This is a genomic window from Acetobacter sp. AAB5, from assembly GCF_050106715.1.
GTDB classification, from domain to species: Bacteria; Pseudomonadota; Alphaproteobacteria; order Acetobacterales; family Acetobacteraceae; genus Acetobacter; species Acetobacter oryzifermentans.
In genome coordinates, this window is the sequence record NZ_JBNIEW010000012.1 from 26,746 (window position 1) to 52,323 (window position 25,578).

Genomic DNA, 25,578 nt, shown 5'->3' on the forward strand with positions numbered 1-25,578 from the left:
GGCCTCATTGTGCACGCGGATGCGCCCGCGTCCAGACATCCAGCAAGCGGGCCTCATCTGCCAGTGTGTAACGCTGTGTGGTGGAGAGGCTGGCATGCCCGAGCAACTCCTGAATAACACGCAAATCTGCCCCACCTTCCATCAGATGGGTTGCAAAAGAATGGCGCAAAGCATGTGGCGTTACGTAATCTGGCAAGCCAGAAAGATGCCGCCATTCTCGCATGGCTTTTTGGGCTATGGCAGGCTGGAGGCGCTTGCCTCTTATCCCTACAAAAAGCGGTGCATCTGGGGTTGGGGCTGGGTGCCGCCCGCGCCATGCTTCCAGCGCTTGCTGCACAACAGGCAGCACTGGCACAAGCCGCTCCTTGCCGCCTTTACCCAAAATACGCAGCACGTTACTGCTACGCATTACGTCCAGATCTGCAATATTCAGGTTCAAGGCCTCGGAAATACGCAAACCGCAGCCATATAAAAGTAGAAACAAAGCGGCATCTCGCTGCTGTTCCATGGGCGTATGCGCCAGATCAGAAATATCTTCTGGAGCCGCCAAGGCCTGATCTTTAGCCAAAGGCCGCGGCAGAGGCTTTTTGGTGCGCGGTGTGCTAAGTAACTGGATAGCCGGGTTTTCCACCCCTTGCCTGCGGGCCAGATACTTAAAGAAAGACCGCACGGCAGAAACACGGCGTGCACGTGTGCGGGTAGCCTGATCTGATGATGTTTTGCGGGCTGTTGGTTTACTGGCCTCGGCTTGCTCATAAGCCAGCCATGCACGAAAATCCCGCAGGCTGATTAAACCCAAGCCGACCATATCTGGCAAACCATCCAGATGGGTGGTCATAAACCCTAAAAAACGGGCCAGATCGCCTTGATAAGCTTCAATTGTCAGGGGAGATGCCTGCTTTTCTACAGCCATCCACTCCAGAAACTTCTGAACAGCTTCTTCAGCAGTCATGATCTTCCTCTATCGGGCAGAAAGCTTTGTACGCTTTTTCTCCCCTGTTCTTTCCCTGTAGGCAGCATTACAACCAAATCCTGATGGCGCAGAAACCTTTTTCCCATATACCTTTGCAGGATTCTGGCAACTTAACGGCCAGCACTTCTGGCACCACACGCATTTCCGTGCTGCTCCCCATGCCTTTTGCTGGGCCTTTTGATTACCGCGCACCAGTAGATATGGATCTGCAACCCGGTGATATCGTTGTTGCCCCACTGGGTAAGCGGCAGGAAACCGGCGTGGTGTGGGATACAACATCCTCGCTTCCTGCCGATCTGGCCCCACCGGCCACAGAAAAAAAGGTAGATGCGGCCCGCCTGCGTCCGGTTGTCTGTCGGCTGGATCTGCCTCCGCTATCCGCTGAATTGCGCCAATTCATAGATTGGGTTGCTGCCTACACTCTCACCCCTCCGGGTATGGTGCTGGCCATGACCTTACGGCTGCATATGCGGGCAGCCCCCACCCCCACTATGGGGTGGGCTTTGGCAGAAAAGCCTGATTTGGAGACTTTACGCCTTACGCCTGCACGCCAAAAAGTGTTGGACCTTCTTGCTGATGGGAACCATCGCACCACCACGGATATTACCAATGCCACAGGTGTAAGTGCTGGCGTAGTGAAAGGGCTTGCCAATGCAGGCGTGCTGCGCCCTGTTTCCTTGGGGCCAGAACGCCCGTTTGGCCACCCCGATGCACATTATAACCCGCCTATCCTAGAAGGTGAGCAACAGAGCGCAGCTATGGCTCTGCGCCAAACTGTTACGGAAAACCGTTTTTCCGTAACCCTGCTGGAAGGGGTGACTGGCTCCGGTAAAACAGAAATCTATCTGGAAGCCATTGCAGCCTGTCTGGAACAGGGCAAACAAGCCCTTATTCTTCTGCCCGAAATTGCGCTTTCCGCCCAATGGATGGAACGTTTTTCCCGCCGCTTTGGTGTGCAACCTGCTGTGTGGCACTCCGAAATTGGGCAGCGCGCGCGTAGGCTCACCTGGCTTGGCGCAGCAGATGGCTCTGCCTCTGTGATAGTCGGCGCCCGCTCTGCTTTATTTCTGCCCTTCCATAACCTCGGCCTGATTATTGTAGATGAAGAGCACGAAGCCCTGTTCAAGCAGGAAGAAGGCGTTATCTACAATGCCCGCGATATGGCCGTAGTGCGAGGGCGGCTGGCACGTTTTCCGGTTGTTGTGGTTTCCGCCACGCCCAGCTTGGAAACACTGGCAAATGTAGAAGCTGGCCGGTATCGGCATCTGGTTCTACCCACCCGGCACGGAGGAGCAGAACTGCCAGAAACCCGCGTGCTGGATTTGCGCGACCATCCCCCACCCAGAGGGCTTTTTCTCTCACCCGAGCTGGTGGAAGATATTGGCGCCACGCTGGAACGGCAGGAGCAGGTTATGCTGTTTCTCAACCGGCGCGGCTATGCCCCCCTTACCCTTTGCCGCTCCTGCGGGCACCGTATGGAGTGCCCTCATTGCACGGCATGGCTGGTGGAACACCGCAACCGCAAGGTGCTCTCCTGCCATTATTGCGATCATACAGAACCCATGCCCCCCGCATGCCCCCAATGTGGATCAGACCACAGCCTGACCGCCATAGGCCCCGGTATTGAGCGGATTACGGAAGAAGCCCGACAGTTGTTCCCCGATGCGCGCTTGCTGGTGATGTCTAGCGATACGCTAGGAGGCCCAGCCGCCACAGCGGAAGCCGTGGCCAAAATCTCGCGCCGGGAAGTGGATCTGATTATCGGAACGCAGATTGTTGCCAAAGGGTGGCACTTTCCGCACCTCACCCTTGTTGGGGTGGTGGATGCAGACCTTGGGCTTGGTGGGGCAGACCTACGGGCTGGGGAACGCACCATTCAGCTTTTGCATCAGGTGGCGGGGCGTGCAGGCCGTGCATCCTCACCCGGTCGGGTTATTCTGCAAAGCTATACCCCGGAACACCCGGTAATGCAGGCGCTGCTTTCAGGGGATTTTGATGCCTTTATGCAGCAAGAAGCCGCACAGCGTAAGCCGGGTTTTTGGCCCCCTTACGGGCGGTTGGCTGCCTTAATTGTAAGTGCAGATACACCTGTTGCCGCAGATGAAGCCGCAGCCCAACTGGGCCGCACCGCCCCTTATGGAGAGGGCATACAGGTGCTTGGCCCTGCCCCAGCCCCGCTGGCTGTATTACGCGGGCGGCACCGTAGGCGGCTGCTCTTGCGCACGCACCGCAATATTGCGGTACAGCCTATCCTGCGCCGCTGGCTAGGCATGGTAAATCTGGCCAGAAACGCCAAAGTGGACGTGGATATAGACCCCGTTTCTTTTCTCTAACGTTTCTGAGCGCTTCGCCTAAAAAATCTTACTTTTTTGCTGTTGCGGTATCGTTTGCAGGCTTGGCGGTGCTTGTCAGCACTGTGGAAATTGTGCTGCGCAGCACCATAACACGCACGTTTGGCGCGATTTCCACTTCCACTTCTTCCGAATCATCCTTGGAACGCTGCACAATACCCACAACGCCACCTGCCGTTACAATCCGGTCTCCACGGCGGAGGGCCTTCAGTTCTGCTTTAAGCTGCTTTTGCTGCTTTTGCTGAGGGCGGATGAGCAAAAAATACATAATCACAAAAACGGCCACAAACGGCAGGAAGGACATCAGGCTAGAGCCCCCACCGGCACCTCCGGCACTCTGGGCATAGGCGGCGGGAATAAGGAAATTGGACATCAAGCAGACTTTCCTGAAAGGCGTGTTGCGAAAACAGAGAAAGTGACCATAATTTTCAATCCTCGTGCGTCAAGCACCTGCGCGGATGAAAACGCCTTCCGCCCGTATTTTATAACCAATATCGGCGACAAACAGGATAGATACCCAGATGGACACACCAACACTCCCTGTTCTGGAACGCATTGCCTCTGCTCTGGAGCGGCTTTCTCCTCCCCCCGCCACGCTGGAAGGCGTGGATAAAGCCGATGCCTTTGTCTGGCTGCCAGAACGTGGGCGCCTTCTGCCTGTTCCGCATGTTGCACACGTACCGGTTGATCTGCTGCGCGGGGTGGATCTGCAACGCAAGATCCTGATTGAAAATACAGAGCACTTTGCCCGTGGCCTGCCTGCCAACAACGCCATGCTCTGGGGCGCGCGCGGCATGGGCAAATCCTCACTGGTGAAAGGCGCGCATGCCTTGGCCAATCAGGTTGATGGCAAACCGTGCGCCCCCGGCAAGGGCGCTATTGCTCTGATTGAAATCCAGCGCGAAGATCTGGCAACCCTGCCACTGCTGCTCAGCCTGCTGCGGGAAAACCCACGCCGCTTTATTCTGTTCTGTGATGATCTTTCCTTTGAAAAGGAAGACCGGGATTACAAGGCCCTTAAATCTGTTCTGGATGGTGGTATTGCCGGGCGGCCAGAAAATGTTCTGTTCTATGCAACCTCCAACCGCCGCCACCTGATGCCGCGCGATATGATTGAAAATGAACGCGCAACCGCCATTAATCCCTCCGAAGCAACAGAAGAAAAAGTCTCGCTTTCAGACCGGTTTGGCCTGTGGCTTGGTTTTTATGCTTGTGAACAGGATACGTTTGCAGACATGGTGCGGAGCTATGCGCGTGAACGTAACCTGACCATTGATGATGAGGACCTGATGGCCCGCGCCAATGAGTGGGCGATTACACGCGGAAGCCGCTCTGGACGGGTGGCTTTCCAGTTTATTGAGGACCTGACGGCAGAGCTTGCAGAACATTAATTTCTGTCAGCTATGCGCTCCTGTCTTGCTTCTTGCGTCACGATGAGTTGAGATAGCATTCGCAACAGCGGCATCAAAACGGCGCCGCACAGGTATTCTTTGTGATTTGAGGCGAAATGGATCAGACCGCTCAGACCGATTCCTCCACCCCTGAACTGGCTGTTGAAGCCAGAAAGGGTAAAATAGATCTGCGGCGCGTCAGATCCAATCCGGACTACTGGTACCCTGTTGCATGGTCGCGGGAGCTAAAACCCGGCAAAACCATTGGCACGCGTTATGCTGGCATGCCCATTGCCTTGGTGCGCCCGGATGAAGGCCCTGTATTTGCGCTGGAAGACCGCTGCGCCCACCGGCAGGTGCCGCTTAGCAAAGGCACGGTGGAAGGTGCCTCTGTTAAATGCTGCTATCATGGCTGGGCCTATGGCCGCTCTGGCCGATGCATTGATGTGCCTTATCTGGGCAAAGGCAAGCTTCCTAACGGGGTGCGTACATTCCCCTGCCGGGAACAGGACGGCATGATCTTTGTTTTCCCCGGTGACCCGGAAAAAGCAGACACCGTGCCCCTGCCCACACATTTGGCACGCGCCAGCAACCCAGCTTACAAAACCCGTTACTTTGGCACCACCATTGGTTGCCACTACAGCTTCATGCATGAAAATCTGATGGATATGAATCATCAGTTCATGCACTCCAAACAGATGGGGCAGATGAAACCCCGTTTTCTGGGCCAAAAGCGTGAGCCAAAGCTGGTGGAAGCCCGTTACAGCTTTGCCCGCACCGGCGGCAAACAGCCTTTTGGTGAAGCGCTGATTTTTGGTGAACGCCGCGATTCTTCGGAAAAATTCCAGCATCGCGATGTCATGACCATTCGTACGGAATATCCGTATCAAACCCTGCGCATCCAAACCGGAGATGAAGACCCGGTAATGGATTTGTGGATTGTTTATGTACCGCAAAGTGCAGATGAGCTGACCAACCGCACCTTTGGCCTGCTGTCCGTTAAACGGCCCAAGATAGGTGGGTTGCTGGATATTGCATGGCCTTTCCTTGTTGCCTTTACCAACCGCATTTTTGCCGAAGACCGTGAGATTGTGGAACTGGAGCAAAATGCGTGGCGCGAACTGGGCGGTGACCACAACGTAGAGGTTTTTCCCGTTATTAACGCCCTGCGTGAACTTCTGACCGAATGCGGTATTCCTCCAGAACCAGCGCAGACGCCTCAACCCAATGCCTGATACTGCCCCGACCGAACTGGAAGCCCCGCCCTATCACCTGCGCCCACTTTGCGCGCAGGATGCCCCTGCCCTCCACCATCTGGTGAATGATTGGGAAGTGGTGCGGATGCTCAGCCGCCTGCCTTTTCCCTACCCGCGTGAACTGGCCGATAGCTGGATAGCTTCCACGCAGCAGATGCAGCAAAAAGGAGAAGGGTATCATTTTGCCATTCTGGATAAGGATGGCACTTTTATTGGCTGTATTGGCTTGGGTATTCAAACCCCAGCCAATTCTGCACGCATTGGGGTGCTGGGCTATTGGATTGGCCGCCCCTATTGGGGGCAAGGCATTGCAACATGTGCGGCGGCACGCATCACCAGTTGGGCGCTGGCGCATCTGGAAATTTCCTGCATCCGCGCAAATGTAGCGGTTGATAATATTGCCTCTGCCCGCGTGCTGGAGCACATCGGTTTTCAGCAAATCGGAACAGACAAACAAGTTTTTGCCTCTCGCGGTAGCGAACAACCTATGCTGGTGTTTGAAACCACGCGCCATATGCAGGATGCACGCCGCGGCTCTGCATCCGCCACCACATCATCAGCCCCCAAAAAGCTGGTTCTGGTTTCCGCCGCAGCACTTATTGATACACAAGGCCACATTTTGCTCGCCCGCCGCCCGGAAGGGAAAAGCATGGCGGGCCTGTGGGAATTTCCGGGTGGCAAAATAGAAGCAGGCGAAACACCAGAAGCCGCCTTGGTGCGCGAACTGCATGAAGAACTGGGGCTTGATATGTCCCGCGCCTGTTTGGCGCCGTTTACCTTTGCATCCCATTCTTACCCGACATTTAATTTGCTAATGCCGCTTTATGTGTGTCGGCGCTGGCAAGGTACACCTACCCCTAAGGAAGGGCAGAAACTGGCATGGGTTGCGCCGCAAGATCTGCGCAAATACCCTATGCCCGAAGCAGATCTACCGTTTATTCCGCTACTTCAGGCTTTACTTTAAACATTCAAGAACAGATTGGGGCCTTCTACAGGCCCTCTGTAATGCCTACTCCCGGCTATACAAATCCTGCACACGCACAATATCGTCTTCCCCCAGATAGGGGCCAGATTGCACTTCTATCAGCGTAAGGGGGATACGGCCGGGGTTTTCAAGCCGGTGCAGCATACCCAGCGGCAAGTAAACACTTTCATTTTCCCTTACGAGAATTTCCTCATCTCCGCGGGTTACCAGTGCTGTGCCTTCCACCACCACCCAGTGCTCCGAGCGATGGAAATGTTTTTGCAAGGAGAGTTTCTGCGCCGGGTTCACCACAATACGCTTAACCTGAAAACGATCCCCTTGGGTTAGACCCTCGTAAAATCCCCACGGCCTATATGTGCGTGCATGGTGCGTGGCCTCTGTGCGGCCTTCTGATTTCAGACGCTGAACAATGTTTTTAACATCCTGCGCCCGATCCTTCCGGGCAACCATAACGGCATCCTGCGTCACCACAATGGTCAGATTTTCAACACCAAGCGCAACGGTTAGGGTGCCATCTGTGCGGATGTAGGAATCATGCACATCCTCTAGCATCACATTGCCATAAACCGCGTTGGCGTTTTTGTCCTTCGTGCTGAGTTCCCACAGGGAATCCCAGCTTCCAATATCGGACCACCCAAAATCGGCCGGCACCACAGCCGCTTTATCCGTGCGTTCTGCCACTGCGTAATCCACTGAAATATCAGGAGATTTTTTAAAACTTTCTACGTCCAGACGTTCAAAATCCATATCTGTCTGGCGTTTTTCTACAGCTTGGCGCACGCATTCGTATAATTCGGGTTCGTATTTTTGAAGCTCATGCAAAAACGTGCACGCACGGGCAACAAACATGCCCGAATTCCACAAATACTTGCCGCTCTCTAAAAAATGGTGCGCTGTTTGCGCATCCGGCTTTTCAACAAACCGAGCTACACGGCATACGCCAGAAAGGCCGGAAAGAGGCGCTCCTTCCTCTATATATCCATACCCTGTTTCCGGGCGGGAGGGCTTCATGCCAAACGTGACGACATATCCAGCTTGGGCTGCCTGAACAGCACTTTCCAGCGCCTTATACAAACACTGCGTATCCGTTATGGCAGCATCTGCCGCCATAACCCACAACACGGCATCCGGGTCTTTTTCTGCTGCCAAAAAAGCAGCCGCCGCAATGGCTGGGGCAGAATTACGGCCAACAGGTTCCAGCACAATACGGGCATCCTGCACGCCCACATCCCGCAGTTGTTCTGCTATAATAAAACGGTGCTCGGCATTGCAGATCACAACCGGCCCGCACAGTTTGGCGGCTACGCCACGCAGAGCTGTTTCCTGTAACAAAGTTTTTTCTGTCAGCAATGGCCAGAACTGCTTGGGATAACTTCCGCGAGAAACTGGCCACAGGCGGCTGCCTGAACCACCAGAAAGAATAACAGGCACAACCTCCTGCCCATTGGCTACATGCACAGAAGTGGCTGTTTCTTTCTTAGCGGACATGCATAAATCCATCAGATTTTTGAAATATTCGTCCAAGTTAAATCACCGCAAGCCTGTTTTGTGAAGGCTGCATGCACAGAACTTGACGATAGCGGATATCCGGGCTTACCCTGCTTGCCAGCAAGGTGTTGAGCCCTGCCCTCGTGATTTGTAAGGCCGGCTTGCGGCGAGGTAAAAGAAACGCGCTAAAGAGGCTCTGACACGGCATTTAGCCGGCTGTCATGGTTTCCACGGTCAATTTAAGAGATTGAGCTGCTTTGGCAGGCACATGGGCCTGTCTGCTGCTTGCTCTGACACGCCAGAACCGGATACAAAGACCCATGAGTGACAACAAGATTGCATTTTCTGAAGCGTGGCGCCCCGCAACCCGTCAGCTCCATGCTGGTGTGGAACGCACGGAATATGGTGAAACCAGTGAAGCCGTGTTTCTGACCTCCGGCTTTGTTTACGATAATGCCGAACAAGCTGCCCGCACCTTCCGTGGTGAGGAAGAACACTATCAGTATAGCCGCTTTGGCAACCCTACGGTTGCAGCTTTGGAACGCCGGCTGGCAGATCTGGAAGGCGCAGAAGCCTGCGTGGCAACGGCTACTGGCATGGGCGCTGTATCCTCCGCCCTGCTAAGCCACGTTAAAGCCGGGGACCGAGTGGTAGCTTCTCGCGCACTGTTTGGCTCCTGCCACTGGATTGTTGCCAACCTTCTGCCCCGTTATGGCGTAGAAACCGTTTTTGTAGATGGCTGTAATCTGGACGAATGGGCAAAAGCACTTTCCAAGCCCACCGCCGCCGTGCTGCTGGAAAGCCCATCCAACCCCATGCTTGATATTCTGGATATCAAAGCCATTTCAGATCTCGCCCACAAGGCAGGCGCGATTGTGGTGGTGGATAACGTGTTTGCTTCCCCTGTTTTCCAAAAGCCTCTCCAGTTGGGCGCGGATGTTGTTGTCTATTCCTGCACCAAGCATATTGATGGCCAAGGCCGCGTGCTCGGCGGGGCCGTGCTCGGCCGGAAAGACTGGATTACAGAAACACTTCAGCCTTTCACCCGTAATACGGGAAACGCACTTTCTCCTTTCAACGCATGGGTCATGCTCAAGGGGCTGGAAACACTTTCCCTGCGCGTCAACGCCATGGCAGCCAATGCCGCAGCCGTTGCTGATTATCTGGCATCTGCCCCCGGCATTTTAAGCGTGCGCTATCCGGGCCGGGCCGATCATCCGCAGTATGAACTGGCCAAACGCCAGATGAGCGGCAGCGGAAGCCTGATTGCCTTTGAAGTAAAGGGCGGCCAGAAAGGCGCGTTTGCGTTCATGGATGCCTTGAAGCTGATTGCCATTTCCAACAATCTTGGAGATGCACGCTCTCTGGTTACGCACCCTGCCACAACCACACATTCCAAAGTGAGCGCAGAAGACCGCGCAGTGTTGGGCATTACGGATGGCGCTATTCGCTTTTCCGTGGGGCTGGAAGACAGCGCAGATCTGATAGATGATCTCGCCCGCGGTGTTGCGGCCCTTCAGGCTCTTTAAACAATACCAGCATTTTCCCTCCCCTCCGCCATAACAGGATCGGGAGGGAGAATGCTTGGCATAACAGATGGGTTCGTGATAGGTGCAACCACCATCCCGTACCATAAACAGGATATTCCATGCCCGACTGGGCCACTTCTCCCCTTTTGCAAGATCCAGAAGAAGCCATGAACGAGCTATTCTCCTCGCTGCCTGTCTATGAGGCCGTTACGGAGAATGTGCGCGTACAGGTGCAGGTATTCTGGCTGCCAGATCAATCCGAACCGGATGAGCATTCCTACTGCTGGGCCTATCGTATCCGTATTGGCAATGATGGCACCCAGCCTGTGCAACTTCTGGAACGTACATGGCACATTACGGATACAGCCGGGCACACAGAATATGTGCACGGTTCTGGCGTAGTGGGAGAACTGCCGGTTATTCAGCCCGGCGCGCTTTATGAATATACCTCCGGGGCATCCCTTACCACGCCGGGCGGATTTATGAGCGGACACTACCTGATGCAGGATAAAAGCAGCGGCAGACGGTTTGATGTCAGCATTCCTGCTTTTAGCTTGGACAGCCCTTTTCTGCTCCGCCAGATCCACTAATCCGCCCCATTCATATCCCTATTTTTTCTGGAGTGTGGCATGAGCGTGCCTCCGTCTGATACATCTAAGCGCCCAACACAAGCAGAAGCAGAACAGGCTGTACGCACCCTGTTGCGCTGGGCTGGCGATAATCCGGACCGTGAAGGCCTGCACGATACCCCCGCCCGTGTTGCCCGCGCTTACACCGAATTTTTCTGCGGGTATGAAATTGACCCCGCAGCCCTGTTACGCCGTACCTTTTCCGAAGTGGAAGGGTATGATGAAATTGTGCTGCTGCGTGATATTCGCTTTGAAAGCCACTGCGAGCACCATCTGGCCCCCATTATTGGGCGGGCACATGTTGCCTATCTGCCGCGCCAGCGCGTTGTAGGTATTTCCAAACTGGCACGCGTGGTGGATGCCTACGCCAAGCGTCTGCAAATTCAGGAACGACTCACGGCACAGATCGCCAATACCATCAATGATGAATTGGAACCGCATGGGGTTGCCGTTATTATTGAATCTGCCCACGAATGCATGACAACACGCGGTGTGCATAAACCCGGTGTTTCCATGGTAACCAGTACGATGCTGGGCGTTTTTCGGGAAAATTCAGACACGCGGCGTGAACTCATGGCAATGCTAAACCGCCCTGCCGCCTGCGAATACTAAAAAAGACTTCTCTCCCATTATAAACCGGATGGGAGAGAAAAGCCTTTGGGCCTTAAATACTTACGTTTGCACCCAGTACCTTAAGAAACTGAGCCAGCCACGCTGGGTGCGCAGGCCATGCGGGCGCTGTTACCAGCTCCCCATCCGTTACGGCTTCCGTTACCGGAATATCAGCGTAAGTGCCGCCAGCCAGTTCCACATCCGGGCGGCAAGCTGGGTAAGCGGAAACTTCACGCCCCTTGATAATGCCCGCAGCGGCCAGAAGCTGTGCCCCGTGGCAAATTGAGGCAATCGGCCTATCGGAAAACGCTTTTACAATTTCCAACACCCGCGCATTCAGACGCAGATATTCAGGCGCACGCCCACCAGGAATAATCAGCCCCAGATATTCATCCGTATCAATGGCATCAAAGTCTGCGTTTAGCACAAAAGCATGGCCAGGCTTTTCGCTATATGTCTGCGCACCTTCAAAATCATGAATGGCCGTCAGCACCTTATCGCCCGCTTTTTTGCCAGGGCAGATCACGTCCACCTTATACCCCACCATCAGTAGGGCCTGATAAGGCACCATGATTTCATAGTCTTCTACGTAATCACCTGCCAGCATCAGCAGTTTGACATCATCAGTCATGATGACCGTTCCCTTTCAAGCCTTCGCGCAAGCGCGGCATCAACTCCACAAAGTTACAAGGGCGGTGGCGGCTATCAAGCTGGAAAACTAGAATGTCATCCCAACCATCCTTCACAGCCCCCGTAGAACCTGGCAGCGCAAACAGATACGTGCCACCAGCCACACCAGCCAACGCACGAGACTGAATGGTGGATGTGCCGATCTTGCGATAAGACAGCATACGGAACAGCTCGCCAAAGCCTTCAATGCGTTTTTCCAACACGCTTTCAAAAGCCTCTGGTGTCACATCACGGCCAGTTACACCTGTGCCGCCGTTTGTAATAACAACATCCACCTGCGGATCAGCAATCCACTTGCGCAGTTGTGTGGCTATCTTGTCTGCATCGTCCGAGATAATGGCCCGATCAGCCAGAACATGGCCCGCACCTTCAAGCCGCGCAACAAGCGCTGCCCCAGAGGTATCTGTTTCCAGCGTGCGCGAATCCGAAACGGTAAGCACTGCAATACGAACAGGAAGAAACGGCAGGTTGGTATCGATTTTAGACATTGAGAGAATCTTATCTCCATAATTCTGATGCAGAACTGCACCATATGGCCGTAATAATGGCCTATTTTTATATAAAAAATCCATTAAACTGCACAACAGCGTCTACAATCGCATAAAAATTGCTTTAGAAAACGGGAACCGCAGTATCCCGAAACCCAAGGCCACACTTTTTTCTGCTGAAATATGAGGTGGCCGAAAGAAATAAAAATCAAGGGAACATGATTAAACGCCTTCACCTCCATTTTCCTTTTCGCGCTTTATGGCTGACCTGCCTGCTTATTCTGTCTTTTTTTGTTGTTTTACCTGCGCATGCACAGTTGCTAACAGGTGGAAACAGCGCCGTGGGCCTTTGGCCCAGCTTGCAGGTAGATAACGAAGCCGATCAGGTAGAAGATCCCGGCCCGCTTTTTTCTGCACCCTATGGCAAGGATCATTTTTTTGGAAACTGGTGGGGCGCGCAGCCTTGGCTGCTCAACCACGGCATTCATATTCTGGCAGATGTGCATGAAGAACTTGCAGGCAACTTTAGGGGCGGCCGCAGGAAAGGTGTGGATGATGCCGGACAGGTGGGTGTTGAACTTGATGTAGACTGGGGCAAACTCACCAATGCCGACATCATGAAAGGGTTCTGGACCCACATGATGGTGGTAAACGGGCATGGCCGTAACCTGAGCACAGATTACATTGGGGATTCACTTGGCGGCGTGCAGCAGATTTATGGGGCACGTGGTAACGTGGTGGCCCATCTTGTTTACCTGTATGGTGAACATGCTTTTCTGCACAACCATATCGATATCAGCGCTGGCTGGATTCCGGTTGGCAGCTTTTTTGCCGCCTCCCCACTGTTTTGTATGTACATGAACGTTGCCATGTGCGGGAACCCAGCCCCCACCAAATACACAGAAGGCGCGCGAGACTGGCCATCTGGTAACCTCGGCTTTGTTGCGCGCGTTATGCCCACAAAACAAACCTATATTATGGCTGGCCTGTTTGCTGTTTCCCCCCATGCTTATAACGGCGGCATTTCTGGCTGGGCTTGGGCGCAGGATGGCTTGGGCAAGTTTTCCTCCCCAGTTGAAATTGGCTGGCTGCCTTCTTTCGGGCGCAACCATCTGGTGGGCCACTATAAGGCTGGGTTTGGCTACGATAACTCCAAATACAAAAACCTGCTGAATGACGTAAACGGCAATGCATGGGTGCAAACCGGCGCACAACCGCAATACGAGGCAGGCCGCGCAAGTGCATGGTTTATGGCTGACCAGATGCTGATGCGGAATGGTGATGGCCCAACCAATGGCCTGATCGCACTGGCAGGGTGGATGTGGTCTGATGGTAAAACCACTGCCATGTCTCACCACGTATGGGCCGGTATGACAGAAACTGGCGCGGCATGGGGCCGCCCCAATGATAGCGTTGGCGCCATGTTCCAGTGGATGACCATGAGCCGCGCCTCTGTTCTGCAACAGGAAGCTGCATTAGCTGCTGGCGTGCCCTTTCCCGATAACCAGTGGGGCAAGGTGTGGGGTATTCAAACCCACGAAAACATCTACGAAGTGTTTTATAACGCACACGTTGCTAATGGCATGTCTTTGCAGCCGGACTTCCAGTATATCAACCGCCCCGGTGGTTCCACCGTGTTCCATGATGCTGCCGTTATGGCCCTTCAGTTCAACGTGGTGATGTAAAACTTTCTTGCGGGCGCAGGCTTAACATCCTGCCCCGCAATGGCGCGAACAGTTCCGCATGGCATGTGAGAATAAGGATCTGAAAGCGCTTTGCGGCTTCTGCCAACACATCAAACAAACGTTCCAGCCGCATTGAATCTGCAAAACTCAGCGCATCATCCAGCACCAAAATAGCTGGAACGCCGCGTGCATGCAGCATTTCAGCAAACCCCAAACGCACCAGAACAGCTATCTGCTCACGCGTACCATCAGAAAGATCTGCCACATCTTCCCGCTGAGCGCGCGAAAGGGCAGCTACTCCAAAATCTGCATTCATTTCCAGTGCAGCGCCGGGAAACAGGGCGGAAAATGCAGGCTGCATGGTTTTCACCAGTGGCCCCATATAGCGTGCTGTTTGCTCCTGCTCCGCCTTGCTTAAAACCTGATCCAGCAAAACAAGGGCAGATCTATCCCGCGTGCAGGCGGCCTCTTCCATATTCAGGCGCTGCTGGTGCCGGTCTGCCTCTGCCATGCGCTCATCCAGCCCTTCACCTTCCGCGCCACGCACACGGGTTTCGCGTTCACGTATATCTTCACGCAGCCGGGCTATGGTTTCACCATCCGTTTTCTGGGCCTGTTCACGCCGCTGAATACCACTTTCCACTAGGCTAAGGGGCTGTTCTTTCTGGCGTGCCTGCTCACAATGCTCCAAGGCGGCTTGTGCTGCTTCCTGCTCCTGCTGGCAGGCCAGCTTGCGTTGGACTAATGCTGCATCTGGTTCACGCTCTTGCCAGAGCGCCAGTTCGCGCTGCACACGGGCTAGCCCGGATTCCTGCTGCTGTTGTGCCGCACTGGCTTTATCCAAGGCCGTTTTGGCCGTTATCAGCACCTGTTGCGCATCACGCTCTTTTTCTCGCGCTTGATCTACCGCTACGGCTGCTTCCTGCTCCTGCTGCACGGCTTCATCTGGCTGGCAATTAAGATCACATTCCTCAGCACTTCCGATCTGGCTGGCCAGATTTTGCGCCAAGGCCTGTTTTTTCTGTGTGCATGCAGCTTCTTCTCTGACCAGAGCCTGCCGCAATTCCAACAGAACCTGATCAGGGGGTGCGCTCTTTTTATTGGGCACTGTAGCGGCAAAAACGGCCTTAGCTTCCTTAAGCTGACGTTCCGCCAAGCAGCGCTTTTCGTAATGTTGCTCAGCTTCTTCTGCATTTTGGCATCCAGCCTGTTGCAAAAGATCCGCTAATGCGGCTTGCGCTGCCTGAAGAGCCTGCTGCAATTCAACCGTATTTCCCCCAACCGAAGGGGTAATAACAAACCGGCCAATGCCTTCAATCTGAAGTTCAGCAGGAGCATGCAGCAGGCTTTTACCAGATGCACAAACTTGACCATTTAACAGAACATGTTGCGAAGCTTGCGGCAGCAAATCCATTTCCAGCACAGTGGCTTGCGCTTGCAACTGTTGTTCCAGCGTTACCACTTTCTGGGCTGCTTTACGCACGCGCTGGATTTTGGCTTCATCCATAGGCAATGCATCAAAAACGGCCTGCGCCTGTTCTATTTGGGCAAAGGTTTCCTGCACATGCTTTAGGTTTTCACGCTGGCGCAAAAGTGCTGCCTCCATGTGCTGCACTTCGCGCTGCTGCATGCCATGATGCAAAACAGCACGCCGCACCTGATGGCGCTGCACTGCCTTAAGGCATTCGGCCTGGGCAGCTTGGTACCGCAAATTGGCAGTTTTTTCGTATTCTGCCAGTTCTGCAATATCTTGTTCACTAGCCGCAATAAGGTGCTCTAACCGCGTGCATTCGGCCCGGTGCTCTTGCCGCCGCTCCTCTTCATCCCGAATATTCTGCAACTGCTGCACTGCTGCGGCTTTTCTGGCCTGCGCGGCTTTTTCCTCTGCATCCAAGTTTCGCAGGCGGTCTCTTACGGCCCGCAGCTTATGTAGTTCTTGCTCTTCCTGTTTTTGCCGTTCTGGGTTTTCCTGCTCACGCAACATGCGGCGTGTTTGTTCTAGTAAAACCAGATCTTCTTCCAGCGCAGCACGCTTGGCATGCAGGCTTTTCAACGTTTCTGCTGCTTTGGCCTGATCTTCCAGAAGCTGCTTATAACGCCCTGTGGGTTTGCCTGTAGTCGCGGTCTGTAACTGCCCCAACCGGGCCCTTACACGCTCCAGCATAGCCCCTGCTGTAGCAATACCGGTGACTTCCTGAATACCTTGTTCCAAACAGTTCTGAATACTGGAACGGCCTGCATTGTTCAGAACGGGCGCAGCAAAACTTTCCCCTTGGCGCACTAAAAGAGCATTCCACAAACCTGTTGCTTCGCTTTTGCCGTTTTTCTCCAACTCCAGCAGAGCATTCAGGCGTTCTTCTGCTGTATCCCCATCAAAACGCTCCTGCCCCAGATCAAGACGCGCAAACGCGCCCTTCATGAAGCGTTTTTCCAACCAGCAGGACTTACCACTCCATTCAAACCCGACACCAATATGGGGCGCACCGCCGCCATAGGGCTGCATGTCTTTTACAGATTGGGCTTTGGAACCATGACGTAAGGTTAACGCTGCCCGTAGAGCCATCAGCAATGTGGATTTACCGGCCTCATTCGGGGCGGCCAGCACATTCAGCCCATCGCCCAACCCTTCCAGACGCACTGGTGATGTAAACCGACGCACACATTCAAGCTGGATATCTGTCAGAATCATGCTGCGGCACCTTCTACTTCGTGCCAGAACAGGAACAACCTTTGCAGGGCCTCCCTTGCCACAGCACCTTCCTCACCTCCCCGCTCAATCATTTGTAGCAGTTCTTGGGCTGCCACCTTTACCGTTGCTGAGGCATCAAGGCGCTCCAGATCCTGTGCGCCTGCAGCCAGTTGGGGGGCACCGGTTATGCGTAAACACGCCACCGCACTTTGTAAGCGCGAGAGAATAACACTTTCGTATTTACGCAAATCATCCACACCCAACAGGCCAGAAACTTCCAGCCATGCCATAACAACACTGGGGTTATCCGGATTTATACTTCTTACACGGGCTTCCAATGCTTCAATATCTTCGCCATTGGCCAGCACAATATCTTCCAGTTTGCGCCAGAGATACTTACCCGTTCGATGCCGAGAAATAACAGGTTGAGCACATGGACCATCTACGGACACAACCAGCGTTTCCCCGCCGCCTGCGCCACCTGTTACAAAACGGTCTGTTTCCGGGGTGCCAGAATAACAGGTGTGCGCATCAATCTGGCAAAAGCCGTGCCAATCCCCCAACCCCAGATAGGCAAGCCCAGCCTGCTTTGCCCGATCCAGCGCAATAGGGTTATCCTCGGCTTCCTGCCCATTACTAAATCCGACAACAGATCCATGCGCCAATCCAATGCGCAAGGCTTCTGGCGGGGTGGCCGCATCATTCATATAATCGGTGAGATCAGAAAGCGTATGCCGCCGCTTGAGCACAGCAGGCAGCAACCACGCATTATGTGTTTTATCTATTTCCACCGCTTGCGGGCATGTATGCAGATGCACATTGTCTGGCACCGCATCTTCACGCCTTAAACGTGCCCATACGCCCTCTGGCGTATCCGCATCATGGTTGCCGGGAATAAGATGCCACTGCACATCGGGAAACTGCCGCATCCGCTCCATGGGTTGGTGCAATGTGCGTCTTTCTGGCGTTTCGTGCTCATAAATATCGCCCGCCACCAATACGCAGGTCACACCTTCCTGCCGCGCCAAAGCGCCAATCGTGCGCACAACATCTACACGCGCGGCCTGTAGCGCACCCAGTGTATCATCATCTGCAAAACTAAATGTCTTGCCTATCTGCCAGTCTGATGTGTGGATAAATTTCATGAATTCTGGCGCACTCCATCACGCAAATGGCAGAAAAATTTCACTTTCCCATGACATACCCAGATCGTGAGCAGCCATCCCTTAACCTCACTTCATCTTATCTTATCATTAGGTTAGATATAATTCACACCCTCGCCATCTGGCCTGACCCGCGTTAAGCGCAACCCCCCTCATCACTCATGGCATCACGCCAAAGATTATATTTTATTTTAAGAAGCATGCTGATACTGCGAGATTCGCTCTCACCCGCCTTGTCTGGCCGGAAATGGCATGCCCCCTAATGTGAAGCAAAGAGGTTAAAGACAGAGCAGACATGACAACAGAAACACCGGCAGCATTCCGTATGGGATCTTGGAAGACACTGTTTCTTCCCCTGCCTCGCAGCATCTTCGCACATGGCTGGTTTCTGTTTTGTCTGCGCACGTGGCTGTCTGCTGTTCTGGCGCTTGCCACGGCTTTCTGGCTCCAGCTTTCCTCCCCCGGTTCTGCTGCTGTTACTGTTATGATCTTGGCGCAGCCCACACGTGGGCAGGTGCTCTCCAAAGCGCTTTACCGGCTGGCTGGCACAATTATTGGGGCATTTGTCGCGCTGTTTTTAACCGCCTGCTTTAATCAGGAACGTGGCGTTTTTCTGGGCGGCGTGGCGCTGTGGCTAACGTTATGCACCATTATGGGCACATTGGAGCGAGACTTCCGTGCCTATGCAGCCATGCTTTCTGGCTACACCGTAGCCATTGTGGGCATTAGCTGTATTGATAACCCGGCTTCTATTTTTGATGTTACTGTTAACCGTGTATCTGCCATTGTTGTTGGCATTGCAGCCACCGCTGCCATTAACGATGTGTTTGGGTCTCCTACCGCGTTTGAAAAACTGGCAGCCAACCTGCGCCGCACAGGTGAAATGGTGCAACGCATTGCGCGTGATGCCGTAGCAGGCCACGGCGTACCAGATGACATGACATGCGCCGGGCTGGCTGGCGAAATTATTGCCCTGACATCTCAGGTTTCCTTTGCCAAAACCGAGCTTGCTGATGCCAAGCTACGCCTTGCAGGCGCGCGCTCCGCCATGGTGGCCTTGCTGGAAATGCTAACCTGTAGCCGTGCCATTGCCAATGTGCTGCGCCGGGGCAACATCTCTGGCCCCATACTCAAACATATTCGCACATCATTTGGAGATGGCACTCCGGTAGAATCTCCCCTTCAAGCCGTGCATGATCTGGAAGATCTGGCCAAGGAAGCCCACGCAGAGGAAGCATCTCTTGGCCCAACGCTGGATGAAGCGTGGCTGATTGAACGTTCCATGGCGCTTCTGTCTGATGCACGTTGGGCAGCAGATGGCATAGATGCGCTCCAGCATGGGCAACGGGCTCGCACACAGGCACCGGAACTCAAGATCGATCAGCATCATGATGTTATTGCGGCCCTACTCAATGGCTTGCGCACCCTGATTGGATTTTCTGTTGCGGCCGGGCTGTGCATTATCTCTGATATTCCCGCCACTTACAGCGCACTGTCTCAGGTTGCCATTATCCTTACTCTGGCCGCCACCACATACAATGCGCGCGGTTTTGGTATGGGTGCCCTTATAGGTACGCCTTTGGCTATTGCCGTGGCCGCAGTGCTGAACTTTGGAGTGCTGCCCCACGGTGCAGACATGCCTTTTCTGGCAATGGCTATTCTCCCCATTATCTTTGGCGGTTGCTTACTGCTGATGAACCCCAAAACAGCCACTATCGGGTTTAACGCGGGTGTCTTTTTCTTTGTGATTTTGGGCGTGGCGAACCAACAGAACTATGAGCCCTCTGCATTTATAGACCGCAACGTGCTGTATCTGTTTGCGGCCATTATCATCTTTATCTCACTGGTGCTGTTGTTGCCCCCTTCTGCTACAGGCAGGCGCTTCCGGGTTGGCATTACCATCGGGCACGATTTGCTGCTTCAGTTTGAAGGGCATGGCGAACAAGCCGGTTCCGCCCTTATCAGCCGCCATTATGATCGGCTCTGCCGCATTCTGGAATGGAACCGCTACCTGCCTAACAACAAGGCAAAACAGCGCGTTTTCTCCCGCCTTGCCAGTTTAGATGAACTGAACGTGGAACTGGCCCGCGCACGCCGCCATTTGCAACGCGCCGCCACTATTCCCGCTATCCGGCTGGATGCAGAATCCGCCTACCGCGCCACCATTATCTACAACGTGGATTCAGCACTTTACCGCATGAAGCGCAAAGCCCGCGTTCTGCTTGATCACTCCATCAACCTGCCACATGGCCAGATGGCTACGGCCCTTGCTGCCGTATCCGCCATGGTTGGCGCCATACATTTGCTGGAACACAACCGTTCCGCTTTGCATCTGTATGATCTTGTTCCTGTGCCAGATCAGCAATGGAAGGCCCGCTAACATGGAATTACGCCCTGTTCTGGATATAGGCGGGCTGCTTGTTTCGTCCTTTGTTGTCCATGCCGGATTGGCTATTGCCACCCTGCTGGCTCTTAACCCGGTTCTATCCAAAGTACGTGCCCGCCGCGTGGTATGGAACCTGCCTCTGGCTGAATTTGGCATTCTTATATGCCTTATCGGCCTTTACACTATTTTGTTGTGAAAGGGCTTTCCGACCGTGTTTGAGCGCGCCCGCCGCGTCCTGCAGTTTATCACGACGGGGACCATTCTTGCCATTGCAGCCGTTGTTTGCTTCGTACTGTGGGATTACTACACAGCCGCCCCCTGGACCCGAAACGGACAAGTGCGTGTACAGGTTGCAGATATTGCCCCTCGTGTTTCAGGCCAGATTATTGCTGTGCGCGTAAGGGATAACCAGTTCGTTCATGCTGGAGATATTCTGTACGAAATTGATCCGTTTGACTTCAAGGTAGCGCTGGCAACAGCAACGGCTGCGGTCAACCAGCGCAAAGCGGATATGGCGCTGAAAGATACGCAGGAGTTTCGGCGTGATCGGCTGACAGATGCTGCGGCCTCCCGCGAAGAAAAGCAGGTTTATCAAGCCACGGCAGACATTGCCAAAGCAGCTTATGCGCAGGCGTTGGCCAATCTTTCCCAAGCCAAAATCAACCTTGATCGTACGTATGTGCGCAGCACGGTAACAGGTTATGTCAATAACCTCATCATGCGTGTGGGTGATTACGCAACAGCAGGCAAATCCAATATTGAGGTTATTGATGCCTCATCCTACTGGGTGGATGGGTATTTTGAGGAAACAAAAATTCGCTCCATTCACGTTGGAGATCGGGTACGCCTGGATCTGATGGGGTATCGGGAGCCTATGTGGGGCCATGTTGTAAGCCTGACACGCGGCATTGCAACCGCCAACGCAGCCACCGCAACGCAGGGCCTGCCATCGGTTGATCCGGTTTATACATGGGTGCGTCTGGCGCAGCGTATTCCTGTGCGTGTGCAGATAGACAGTATTCCCCCCGGCACCCAGTTGGCTGCTGGCATGACCAGCACCGTGACTGTTGTAGGCAGCAAAGGCAAACGCGCGCATGATACACTCACCGAAGCACTGGACCGTATGCACGATGCCTTAATGGGTGGCACTGGCGGCAGTGGGCTGCGCCATTAAAACAGGATAGACGCACCCCTCTGGCACTGGCAAAAAGAAGACATGCTGTATTCTTTTTTTCGTTCAGAACTTTGCGCTGCAACGGCTCTTTGCCTGGCGGTTTTTCTGCCCTCTACTGCCTGTGGGGCAGAAAAAACCGAAACCCCAACACTCAATATTGCAGCGCCCTGCCTGAACAGCCTGCATATCCGCGCCCAAAAAGGCGTAACGCAGCCTGAACCAGTAAACGGGCAATGGCCAACAGGCCTACAGCTTGCCACCAACTCTGATGGCAGCCTGTCTCTTGCAGGGCAAAACTGTCGGGCAGATACCAATCTTACGCTCACCACGCCCCCCAATATGCCGTTGGTTATTACCAGCACAGGCAGAACAGCCATTCAGGTGGATGACCGTAAAAGCCCCGTTTTTCTTCAGGCTGGCAGTGGTGCAGTTACCCTAGGGCGCACTGCGGAACTGAATGTTACTTCTGATTCCACTGGCGCTATCACCATTCCTGTATTGGCTGACTCTGCACGTTTGCGTTCCACGCTTTCTGCCCCGTTCATGATCGGAAAGGTGCAAGCTCCTGCTCTGGCTGTTTATCTTGGTGGCTCTGCCTCCTTTACAGCCCAACAAGGTAAGCTAGAGGCGTTGGAAATCACCTCTAACAGCACAGCAGATGCTGTGTTTCATGGTGAAACATCTGTGGCGGCTCTACATGTTGAAAATACGGGTAACATTTTAGTAGACAAAGCCACAGGCACCTTAGCCACAGAACGTGATGGCAAAGGGAAAATTGTTGTAACCTCTACGCAGCACAGCCCTTAATGCAGCCTGCGCGCAAGCTCCAACGTTCAGGCCAAAGACAAAGCTGCTTCCTGCACCTTAGCCTGACGTTACGGTTTGCGCGATGACCTGTGGAAGCGGAGAAAAGACCTTCTTCCCAGTCATGAATCTCCACCGATAAAGACTTATGGCACTTTAACGTAACCACATGCGCGGCAGATTACTTCACAGATCAATCCAAAAAGACTAGAGCTTTCTACAGTTCATTATGAGGAATGAGATTGTGGTAAAATCACGCAGTGGCAAGGTGTGGCGTCAGGCAGACCCTAAAGATCAGCTCTTTTCTTCCGATGCCTCGCCTTTTTTCCACCTGACCCGTCTTGTCAGCCTCTATCAGATACGCATGGACGCGCACCTTAAACCCATTGGCATGGATATTCCCCGGTGGCGTGTGCTCGCTATTTTACACGAGCACGAATACGCCCCCATTGGACGGATTGCGGATTTGGCCGTTATCCGCATTTCTACCATGACCAAACTCATCTATCGTATGGAAAACGAAGGGCTCATCAGTACCTCTGTTTCGGAACATGATGCACGGGTGACAGACGTTCGTCTTACAGAAAAAGGGATTCAAGTATTTACTGACGTACGCCGTATTGCCTCTCTTATTTTTGGGCGGGCATTCCATAATTTTGATGATCATGAAATTCGTGCGCTGATAAATACATGCAGCAAAATATATCAGAATATTTATTAATGGGTCACCAGAGGGTTTTCAGCCGCTGGTGACCATCCGCATAAAATCAGCCAGAACAAAGCGGGCGATCTGGCAAAATGCCTTCTGCCCACAAGCCATAAGATAACAGAGCTTCATCAGCTCCGTAGCGCCCTAGAAATTGCACCCCAATAGGTAAGCCGGCCTTGTTTACCATGCCCGGCAGAGTAAGAGATGGCAGGTGCAAAAGTGTCCATAAACGGCTAAAAAGTGGACTGCCTGTGCCTTCTTGCAGTAAGGGCGCAACACCCGGAGCTGCGGGAGCAAGAAGCACATCATACGTTTCAAACAGTAGATCTGCCTTTTTTCGTAGATTTTTTGCTTTTTCCTGCGCCTTCTCATAATCCTGTCGGGTAATAGCTTGTCCGGCTTCAACCAGTGCTGCTATCTGCGGGCTTATTTGCGCACGCTTTGTTTTATATTCCCAAGCAAGAGATTGCGCTGCTTCATAACTCATAATTGTGAGATGCAGATCAGCCCCTTCTTCAAAATCTGTTAGATCTACTTTTTCAAGAGATACCTGTTGTGCAAACAAATCTGCTGCGGTTTGCAGTGCCTGATGCATGTCTGTATCCCCTTGGTTCCACCATGGGGTCTCGCAAAAGCCAATACGCTTGGGCTTTTGTAAGGGCAGTTTAACATTTACTGGTTTCGGCCCTTTTAAAGCATTATCAGCTTTAATTGCCGTAGTTACATCTCGCGTTACAATACCCAAAGCATCAAATGATGGTGCCAAATATTTAACCCCCGCAGCATTGTAACGCGCATAAGAGGGCTTAAAACCAACAATTCCGCAATAAGACGCCGGACGTGTAAGAGATGCAGCGGTTTGAGACGCAATGCCTATATCTACCATGCCACACGCCACAGCAGCAGCAGATCCACTGGATGAGCCTCCGGGTGTGCGTGCGGTATCATAAGGATTGACTGTTGGGCCGGGTTGAAAAAATGCAAATTCTGTTGTGACTGTTTTACCAGCCACCAACGCACCGGCTTGTTTAAGCAATGTTACACAAGCAGCATCTGCACGAGATTGGTTGTTTTTGTAAATATCAGACCCATACTCGGTTGGGTATGCTTCTGTTTCTACAATATCTTTTACGCCAACACTCATTCCGGCCAGAAGGCCGGAAGAAAGATGGGCGGCATCGCGCCGTATCTGCTCTGGATTATACTGCGTAAAAGCACGAATCTTACCTTCATGCTTGTTGATTGTATCAATAAGGTTTTCAGCAATAACCGTGGAATCTGGCAGCATAACCACTCCTTTGCAGAACTTGAAGTATGTTCGTCTTTACATGTTATTTATTAGAATAAATTAAAACCACCTTTGAAATACAACAAAGGTTCCGTGCCTGTTACATTAACGTAATCAGGGCTTCCCAGAAAAATTTCATGAGAGCCGCCTGTTAAAGTTTCCTGCACAGAGCAGGAAATATGGACAAGGGCATCCTTTACAAACAAACTCCCATTTTCGTGGCACAGTGTTTCTGTTTCCACGTTTTTATCCAACGCTGGAGATGCAAAGAAATAAGCCTTGTCTTCTTGGCTTTTCGAAAGAATGCTCAGTGCAAAACGTCCACTTTCCGCAATGGCCTTATAGGTTGAACTTTTACGGTTGAGGCACACCAACAGTAAAACAGGGTCCAGAGAAACGGAACTCAGCGCACTAATTGTGGCACCTTGTGCCCCCTGCTCTCCTTTGGCCGTTACAACGGCAACCCCGGTTGCAAAATGCGACATTGCTTTGCGAAAATCATCTCGCATTGTGGTGTTCATGCTTGGTCTCCTTCCCACAGGGGGCCTCGTTCTTTGCGTATTTTGCGCACTGCTGCGTCAAACATCTTTTGGGCGGCTTGTGAATTTGCAATAACGCCATCTGCATCTTGCGCACAGCGACGCCGTATTTCATCTGGAATGGTAACGTCTTTTCCGGGAATCATGCCTGTCTGGCACTGAATTTCAGCCGCTCTTTGCACAATCCAGAGCAGGAAAAAAGCACGCGGTACATCTGCGCCGCCAACAGCAACACCGTGGTTCCGCAAAACCAAAACATGTTTATTGCCTAAGCTGGCAAGCATGCGTGGGCGTTCATCATCATAAAGGGTGATACCTTCAAAATCATGATACCCAACGCGTTCAAAAAGCTGCGCCCCGTAAAAATTATCGTGGCTAAAGCCTTGCTGCTTCATGGCAACGGCACAGACTGCATTCGTATGTGTATGAATAACACAATGAATGTCATCTCGAGCGCCATGAATAGAACCATGCAGTGCAAACCCTGCCGGGTTAGGCTTATTTGCACTGTTGCTGACAATATGCCCATCAGCATCTACAACGAGTAGGTTTTCTGGTGTGACTTCATCATAATTCAACCCGAAAGCATTGACCAAATAACGCCTTGGCTCACCGGGAAGACGAACTGAAATATGATTGAAAATCATCTCAGTCCAACCAAAATAATCAATAAGATGATAACATTCCGCTAACTGAATACGGAGTTTTGTTTCATCAGCACTCCACAAGTCCGACATTTTTACGTCCTT

At 53.0% G+C, this 25,578-nt stretch carries 23 protein-coding genes and 1 riboswitch; of the genes, 13 read left to right on the forward strand and 10 right to left on the reverse strand.

Features of this window, described 5'->3' with window-relative positions:
* Positions 1-4: 4 nt before the first annotated feature.
* Positions 5-952 (reverse strand): tyrosine recombinase XerC, encoded by a 948-nt coding sequence (locus ACP7IZ_RS11120; RefSeq protein WP_006116425.1) that lies wholly within the window; start codon positions 950-952, stop codon positions 5-7.
* Positions 953-1,035: 83 nt separating this feature from the next.
* Between ACP7IZ_RS11120 and ACP7IZ_RS11125 the strand changes: the two genes are divergently transcribed.
* Positions 1,036-3,306 (forward strand): primosomal protein N', encoded by a 2,271-nt coding sequence (locus tag ACP7IZ_RS11125; protein ID WP_426849210.1) that lies wholly within the window; start codon positions 1,036-1,038, stop codon positions 3,304-3,306.
* A gap of 28 nt (positions 3,307-3,334) precedes the next feature.
* On the opposite strand, the gene yajC is transcribed toward ACP7IZ_RS11125, so the two are convergent.
* Positions 3,335-3,700, reverse strand: coding sequence for a preprotein translocase subunit YajC (gene yajC, locus ACP7IZ_RS11130; RefSeq protein ID WP_193561110.1), 366 nt, complete (start codon positions 3,698-3,700; stop codon positions 3,335-3,337).
* Positions 3,701-3,845: 145 nt separating this feature from the next.
* Here yajC and ACP7IZ_RS11135 point away from each other — a divergent pair, with 145 nt between their 5' ends.
* From ACP7IZ_RS11135 to mutT, 3 genes are all read left to right on the forward strand, one after another.
* Positions 3,846-4,715 (forward strand): ATP-binding protein, encoded by an 870-nt coding sequence (locus ACP7IZ_RS11135; RefSeq protein WP_426849211.1) that lies wholly within the window; start codon positions 3,846-3,848, stop codon positions 4,713-4,715.
* A 116-nt stretch (positions 4,716-4,831) separates the two neighbouring features.
* A complete protein-coding gene (locus ACP7IZ_RS11140) occupies positions 4,832-5,950 on the forward strand; it encodes a Rieske 2Fe-2S domain-containing protein (RefSeq protein WP_426849212.1) in 1,119 nt (372 codons plus the stop codon).
* Complete coding sequence (gene mutT, locus ACP7IZ_RS11145) at positions 5,943-6,935, forward strand: 8-oxo-dGTP diphosphatase MutT (RefSeq protein ID WP_426849214.1); 993 nt, start codon at positions 5,943-5,945, stop codon at positions 6,933-6,935. Before ACP7IZ_RS11140 ends, mutT begins: the two co-directional genes overlap by 8 nt.
* A gap of 45 nt (positions 6,936-6,980) precedes the next feature.
* Here mutT and ACP7IZ_RS11150 read toward each other — a convergent pair whose 3' ends face one another.
* Positions 6,981-8,480, reverse strand: coding sequence for a mannose-1-phosphate guanylyltransferase/mannose-6-phosphate isomerase (locus ACP7IZ_RS11150; protein ID WP_426849216.1), 1,500 nt, complete (start codon positions 8,478-8,480; stop codon positions 6,981-6,983).
* A gap of 94 nt (positions 8,481-8,574) precedes the next feature.
* A riboswitch (SAM riboswitch) is annotated at positions 8,575-8,654 on the forward strand.
* A gap of 110 nt (positions 8,655-8,764) precedes the next feature.
* Between ACP7IZ_RS11150 and metZ the strand changes: the two genes are divergently transcribed.
* The 3 genes from metZ to folE all read left to right on the forward strand — a co-directional run bounded on the left by metZ (position 8,765) and on the right by folE (position 11,214).
* Entirely contained in the window at positions 8,765-9,973 is a 1,209-nt protein-coding gene (gene metZ / locus ACP7IZ_RS11155; protein WP_426849217.1) for an O-succinylhomoserine sulfhydrylase, read from the forward strand.
* Positions 9,974-10,092: 119 nt separating this feature from the next.
* Positions 10,093-10,563 (forward strand): Co2+/Mg2+ efflux protein ApaG, encoded by a 471-nt coding sequence (gene apaG, locus ACP7IZ_RS11160; RefSeq protein WP_414145414.1) that lies wholly within the window; start codon positions 10,093-10,095, stop codon positions 10,561-10,563.
* A 39-nt stretch (positions 10,564-10,602) separates the two neighbouring features.
* A complete protein-coding gene (gene folE / locus ACP7IZ_RS11165; protein WP_426849218.1) occupies positions 10,603-11,214 on the forward strand; it encodes a GTP cyclohydrolase I FolE in 612 nt (203 codons plus the stop codon).
* Between the two features lie 52 nt (positions 11,215-11,266).
* Here folE and ACP7IZ_RS11170 read toward each other — a convergent pair whose 3' ends face one another.
* Entirely contained in the window at positions 11,267-11,845 is a 579-nt protein-coding gene (locus ACP7IZ_RS11170) for a DJ-1/PfpI family protein (RefSeq protein WP_426849220.1), read from the reverse strand.
* Entirely contained in the window at positions 11,838-12,476 is a 639-nt protein-coding gene (gene moaB, locus ACP7IZ_RS11175) for a molybdenum cofactor biosynthesis protein B (protein WP_193562055.1), read from the reverse strand. Before moaB ends, ACP7IZ_RS11170 begins: the two co-directional genes overlap by 8 nt.
* A 134-nt stretch (positions 12,477-12,610) precedes the next feature.
* Between moaB and ACP7IZ_RS11180 the strand changes: the two genes are divergently transcribed.
* A complete protein-coding gene (locus tag ACP7IZ_RS11180) occupies positions 12,611-14,077 on the forward strand; it encodes a carbohydrate porin (protein WP_426849222.1) in 1,467 nt (488 codons plus the stop codon).
* Here the strand turns inward: ACP7IZ_RS11180 and ACP7IZ_RS11185 are convergent.
* Both ACP7IZ_RS11185 and ACP7IZ_RS11190 read right to left on the reverse strand, forming a co-directional pair.
* Positions 14,061-16,766, reverse strand: a complete 2,706-nt coding sequence (locus tag ACP7IZ_RS11185; RefSeq protein WP_426849223.1) for an AAA family ATPase — start codon at positions 16,764-16,766, stop codon at positions 14,061-14,063. The genes ACP7IZ_RS11180 and ACP7IZ_RS11185 overlap by 17 nt on opposite strands.
* Positions 16,763-17,911 carry a metallophosphoesterase family protein gene (locus tag ACP7IZ_RS11190; protein WP_426849225.1) on the reverse strand — a complete coding sequence of 383 codons (1,149 nt, stop codon included), beginning with the start codon at positions 17,909-17,911 and terminating at the stop codon, positions 16,763-16,765. The genes ACP7IZ_RS11185 and ACP7IZ_RS11190 overlap by 4 nt, the downstream gene beginning before the upstream one ends.
* Before the next feature lie 313 nt (positions 17,912-18,224).
* On the opposite strand from ACP7IZ_RS11190, the gene ACP7IZ_RS11195 reads away from it, so the two are divergent.
* The 5 genes from ACP7IZ_RS11195 (at position 18,225) to ACP7IZ_RS11215 (ending at position 23,014) form a co-directional block, all read left to right on the forward strand.
* On the forward strand, positions 18,225-20,309 hold the full coding sequence (locus ACP7IZ_RS11195) for an FUSC family protein (RefSeq protein ID WP_006116410.1): 2,085 nt from the start codon (positions 18,225-18,227) through the stop codon (positions 20,307-20,309).
* 1 nt (position 20,310) lies between these two features.
* Positions 20,311-20,511, forward strand: coding sequence for a DUF1656 domain-containing protein (locus tag ACP7IZ_RS11200; RefSeq protein ID WP_003624554.1), 201 nt, complete (start codon positions 20,311-20,313; stop codon positions 20,509-20,511).
* Between the two features lie 15 nt (positions 20,512-20,526).
* A complete protein-coding gene (locus ACP7IZ_RS11205) occupies positions 20,527-21,489 on the forward strand; it encodes a biotin/lipoyl-binding protein (RefSeq protein ID WP_414145420.1) in 963 nt (320 codons plus the stop codon).
* A 42-nt stretch (positions 21,490-21,531) separates the two neighbouring features.
* Positions 21,532-22,296, forward strand: coding sequence for a hypothetical protein (locus tag ACP7IZ_RS11210; protein WP_426849227.1), 765 nt, complete (start codon positions 21,532-21,534; stop codon positions 22,294-22,296).
* A gap of 241 nt (positions 22,297-22,537) precedes the next feature.
* The gene (locus tag ACP7IZ_RS11215; protein WP_414145422.1) at positions 22,538-23,014 is read left to right on the forward strand and encodes a MarR family winged helix-turn-helix transcriptional regulator; all 477 of its coding nucleotides are present in this window, start codon (positions 22,538-22,540) and stop codon (positions 23,012-23,014) included.
* Positions 23,015-23,060: 46 nt separating this feature from the next.
* Here the strand turns inward: ACP7IZ_RS11215 and ACP7IZ_RS11220 are convergent, their stop codons facing one another.
* From ACP7IZ_RS11220 to ACP7IZ_RS11230, 3 genes are read right to left on the reverse strand one after another with little or no spacing between them, the layout of a single operon-like run.
* Entirely contained in the window at positions 23,061-24,290 is a 1,230-nt protein-coding gene (locus ACP7IZ_RS11220) for an amidase (protein WP_426849229.1), read from the reverse strand.
* Between the two features lie 50 nt (positions 24,291-24,340).
* On the reverse strand, positions 24,341-24,811 hold the full coding sequence (locus ACP7IZ_RS11225; RefSeq protein WP_426849231.1) for a flavin reductase family protein: 471 nt from the start codon (positions 24,809-24,811) through the stop codon (positions 24,341-24,343).
* The gene (locus ACP7IZ_RS11230; protein ID WP_426849233.1) at positions 24,808-25,566 is read right to left on the reverse strand and encodes a class II aldolase/adducin family protein; all 759 of its coding nucleotides are present in this window, start codon (positions 25,564-25,566) and stop codon (positions 24,808-24,810) included. Before ACP7IZ_RS11230 ends, ACP7IZ_RS11225 begins: the two co-directional genes overlap by 4 nt.
* Between the last annotated feature and the right edge of the window lie 12 nt (positions 25,567-25,578).

What these genes read in the sequence shown, in the direction of transcription:
- ACP7IZ_RS11120 (WP_006116425.1), bottom strand. Translation starts at nt 952, where the DNA reads ATGACTGCTGAAGAAGCTGTTCAGAAGTTTCTGGAGTGGATGGCTGTA.
- ACP7IZ_RS11125 (WP_426849210.1), top strand. Translation starts at nt 1,036, where the DNA reads ATGGCGCAGAAACCTTTTTCCCATATACCTTTGCAGGATTCTGGCAAC.
- ACP7IZ_RS11135 (WP_426849211.1), top strand. Translation starts at nt 3,846, where the DNA reads ATGGACACACCAACACTCCCTGTTCTGGAACGCATTGCCTCTGCTCTG.
- ACP7IZ_RS11140 (WP_426849212.1), top strand. Translation starts at nt 4,832, where the DNA reads ATGGATCAGACCGCTCAGACCGATTCCTCCACCCCTGAACTGGCTGTT.
- mutT (WP_426849214.1), top strand. Translation starts at nt 5,943, where the DNA reads ATGCCTGATACTGCCCCGACCGAACTGGAAGCCCCGCCCTATCACCTG.
- metZ (WP_426849217.1), top strand. Translation starts at nt 8,765, where the DNA reads ATGAGTGACAACAAGATTGCATTTTCTGAAGCGTGGCGCCCCGCAACC.
- apaG (WP_414145414.1), top strand. Translation starts at nt 10,093, where the DNA reads ATGCCCGACTGGGCCACTTCTCCCCTTTTGCAAGATCCAGAAGAAGCC.
- folE (WP_426849218.1), top strand. Translation starts at nt 10,603, where the DNA reads ATGAGCGTGCCTCCGTCTGATACATCTAAGCGCCCAACACAAGCAGAA.
- ACP7IZ_RS11170 (WP_426849220.1), bottom strand. Translation starts at nt 11,845, where the DNA reads ATGACTGATGATGTCAAACTGCTGATGCTGGCAGGTGATTACGTAGAA.
- moaB (WP_193562055.1), bottom strand. Translation starts at nt 12,476, where the DNA reads ATGGATTTTTTATATAAAAATAGGCCATTATTACGGCCATATGGTGCA.
- ACP7IZ_RS11180 (WP_426849222.1), top strand. Translation starts at nt 12,611, where the DNA reads ATGATTAAACGCCTTCACCTCCATTTTCCTTTTCGCGCTTTATGGCTG.
- ACP7IZ_RS11185 (WP_426849223.1), bottom strand. Translation starts at nt 16,766, where the DNA reads ATGATTCTGACAGATATCCAGCTTGAATGTGTGCGTCGGTTTACATCA.
- ACP7IZ_RS11190 (WP_426849225.1), bottom strand. Translation starts at nt 17,911, where the DNA reads ATGAAATTTATCCACACATCAGACTGGCAGATAGGCAAGACATTTAGT.
- ACP7IZ_RS11195 (WP_006116410.1), top strand. Translation starts at nt 18,225, where the DNA reads ATGACAACAGAAACACCGGCAGCATTCCGTATGGGATCTTGGAAGACA.
- ACP7IZ_RS11200 (WP_003624554.1), top strand. Translation starts at nt 20,311, where the DNA reads ATGGAATTACGCCCTGTTCTGGATATAGGCGGGCTGCTTGTTTCGTCC.
- ACP7IZ_RS11210 (WP_426849227.1), top strand. Translation starts at nt 21,532, where the DNA reads ATGCTGTATTCTTTTTTTCGTTCAGAACTTTGCGCTGCAACGGCTCTT.
- ACP7IZ_RS11220 (WP_426849229.1), bottom strand. Translation starts at nt 24,290, where the DNA reads ATGCTGCCAGATTCCACGGTTATTGCTGAAAACCTTATTGATACAATC.
- ACP7IZ_RS11225 (WP_426849231.1), bottom strand. Translation starts at nt 24,811, where the DNA reads ATGAACACCACAATGCGAGATGATTTTCGCAAAGCAATGTCGCATTTT.
- ACP7IZ_RS11230 (WP_426849233.1), bottom strand. Translation starts at nt 25,566, where the DNA reads ATGTCGGACTTGTGGAGTGCTGATGAAACAAAACTCCGTATTCAGTTA.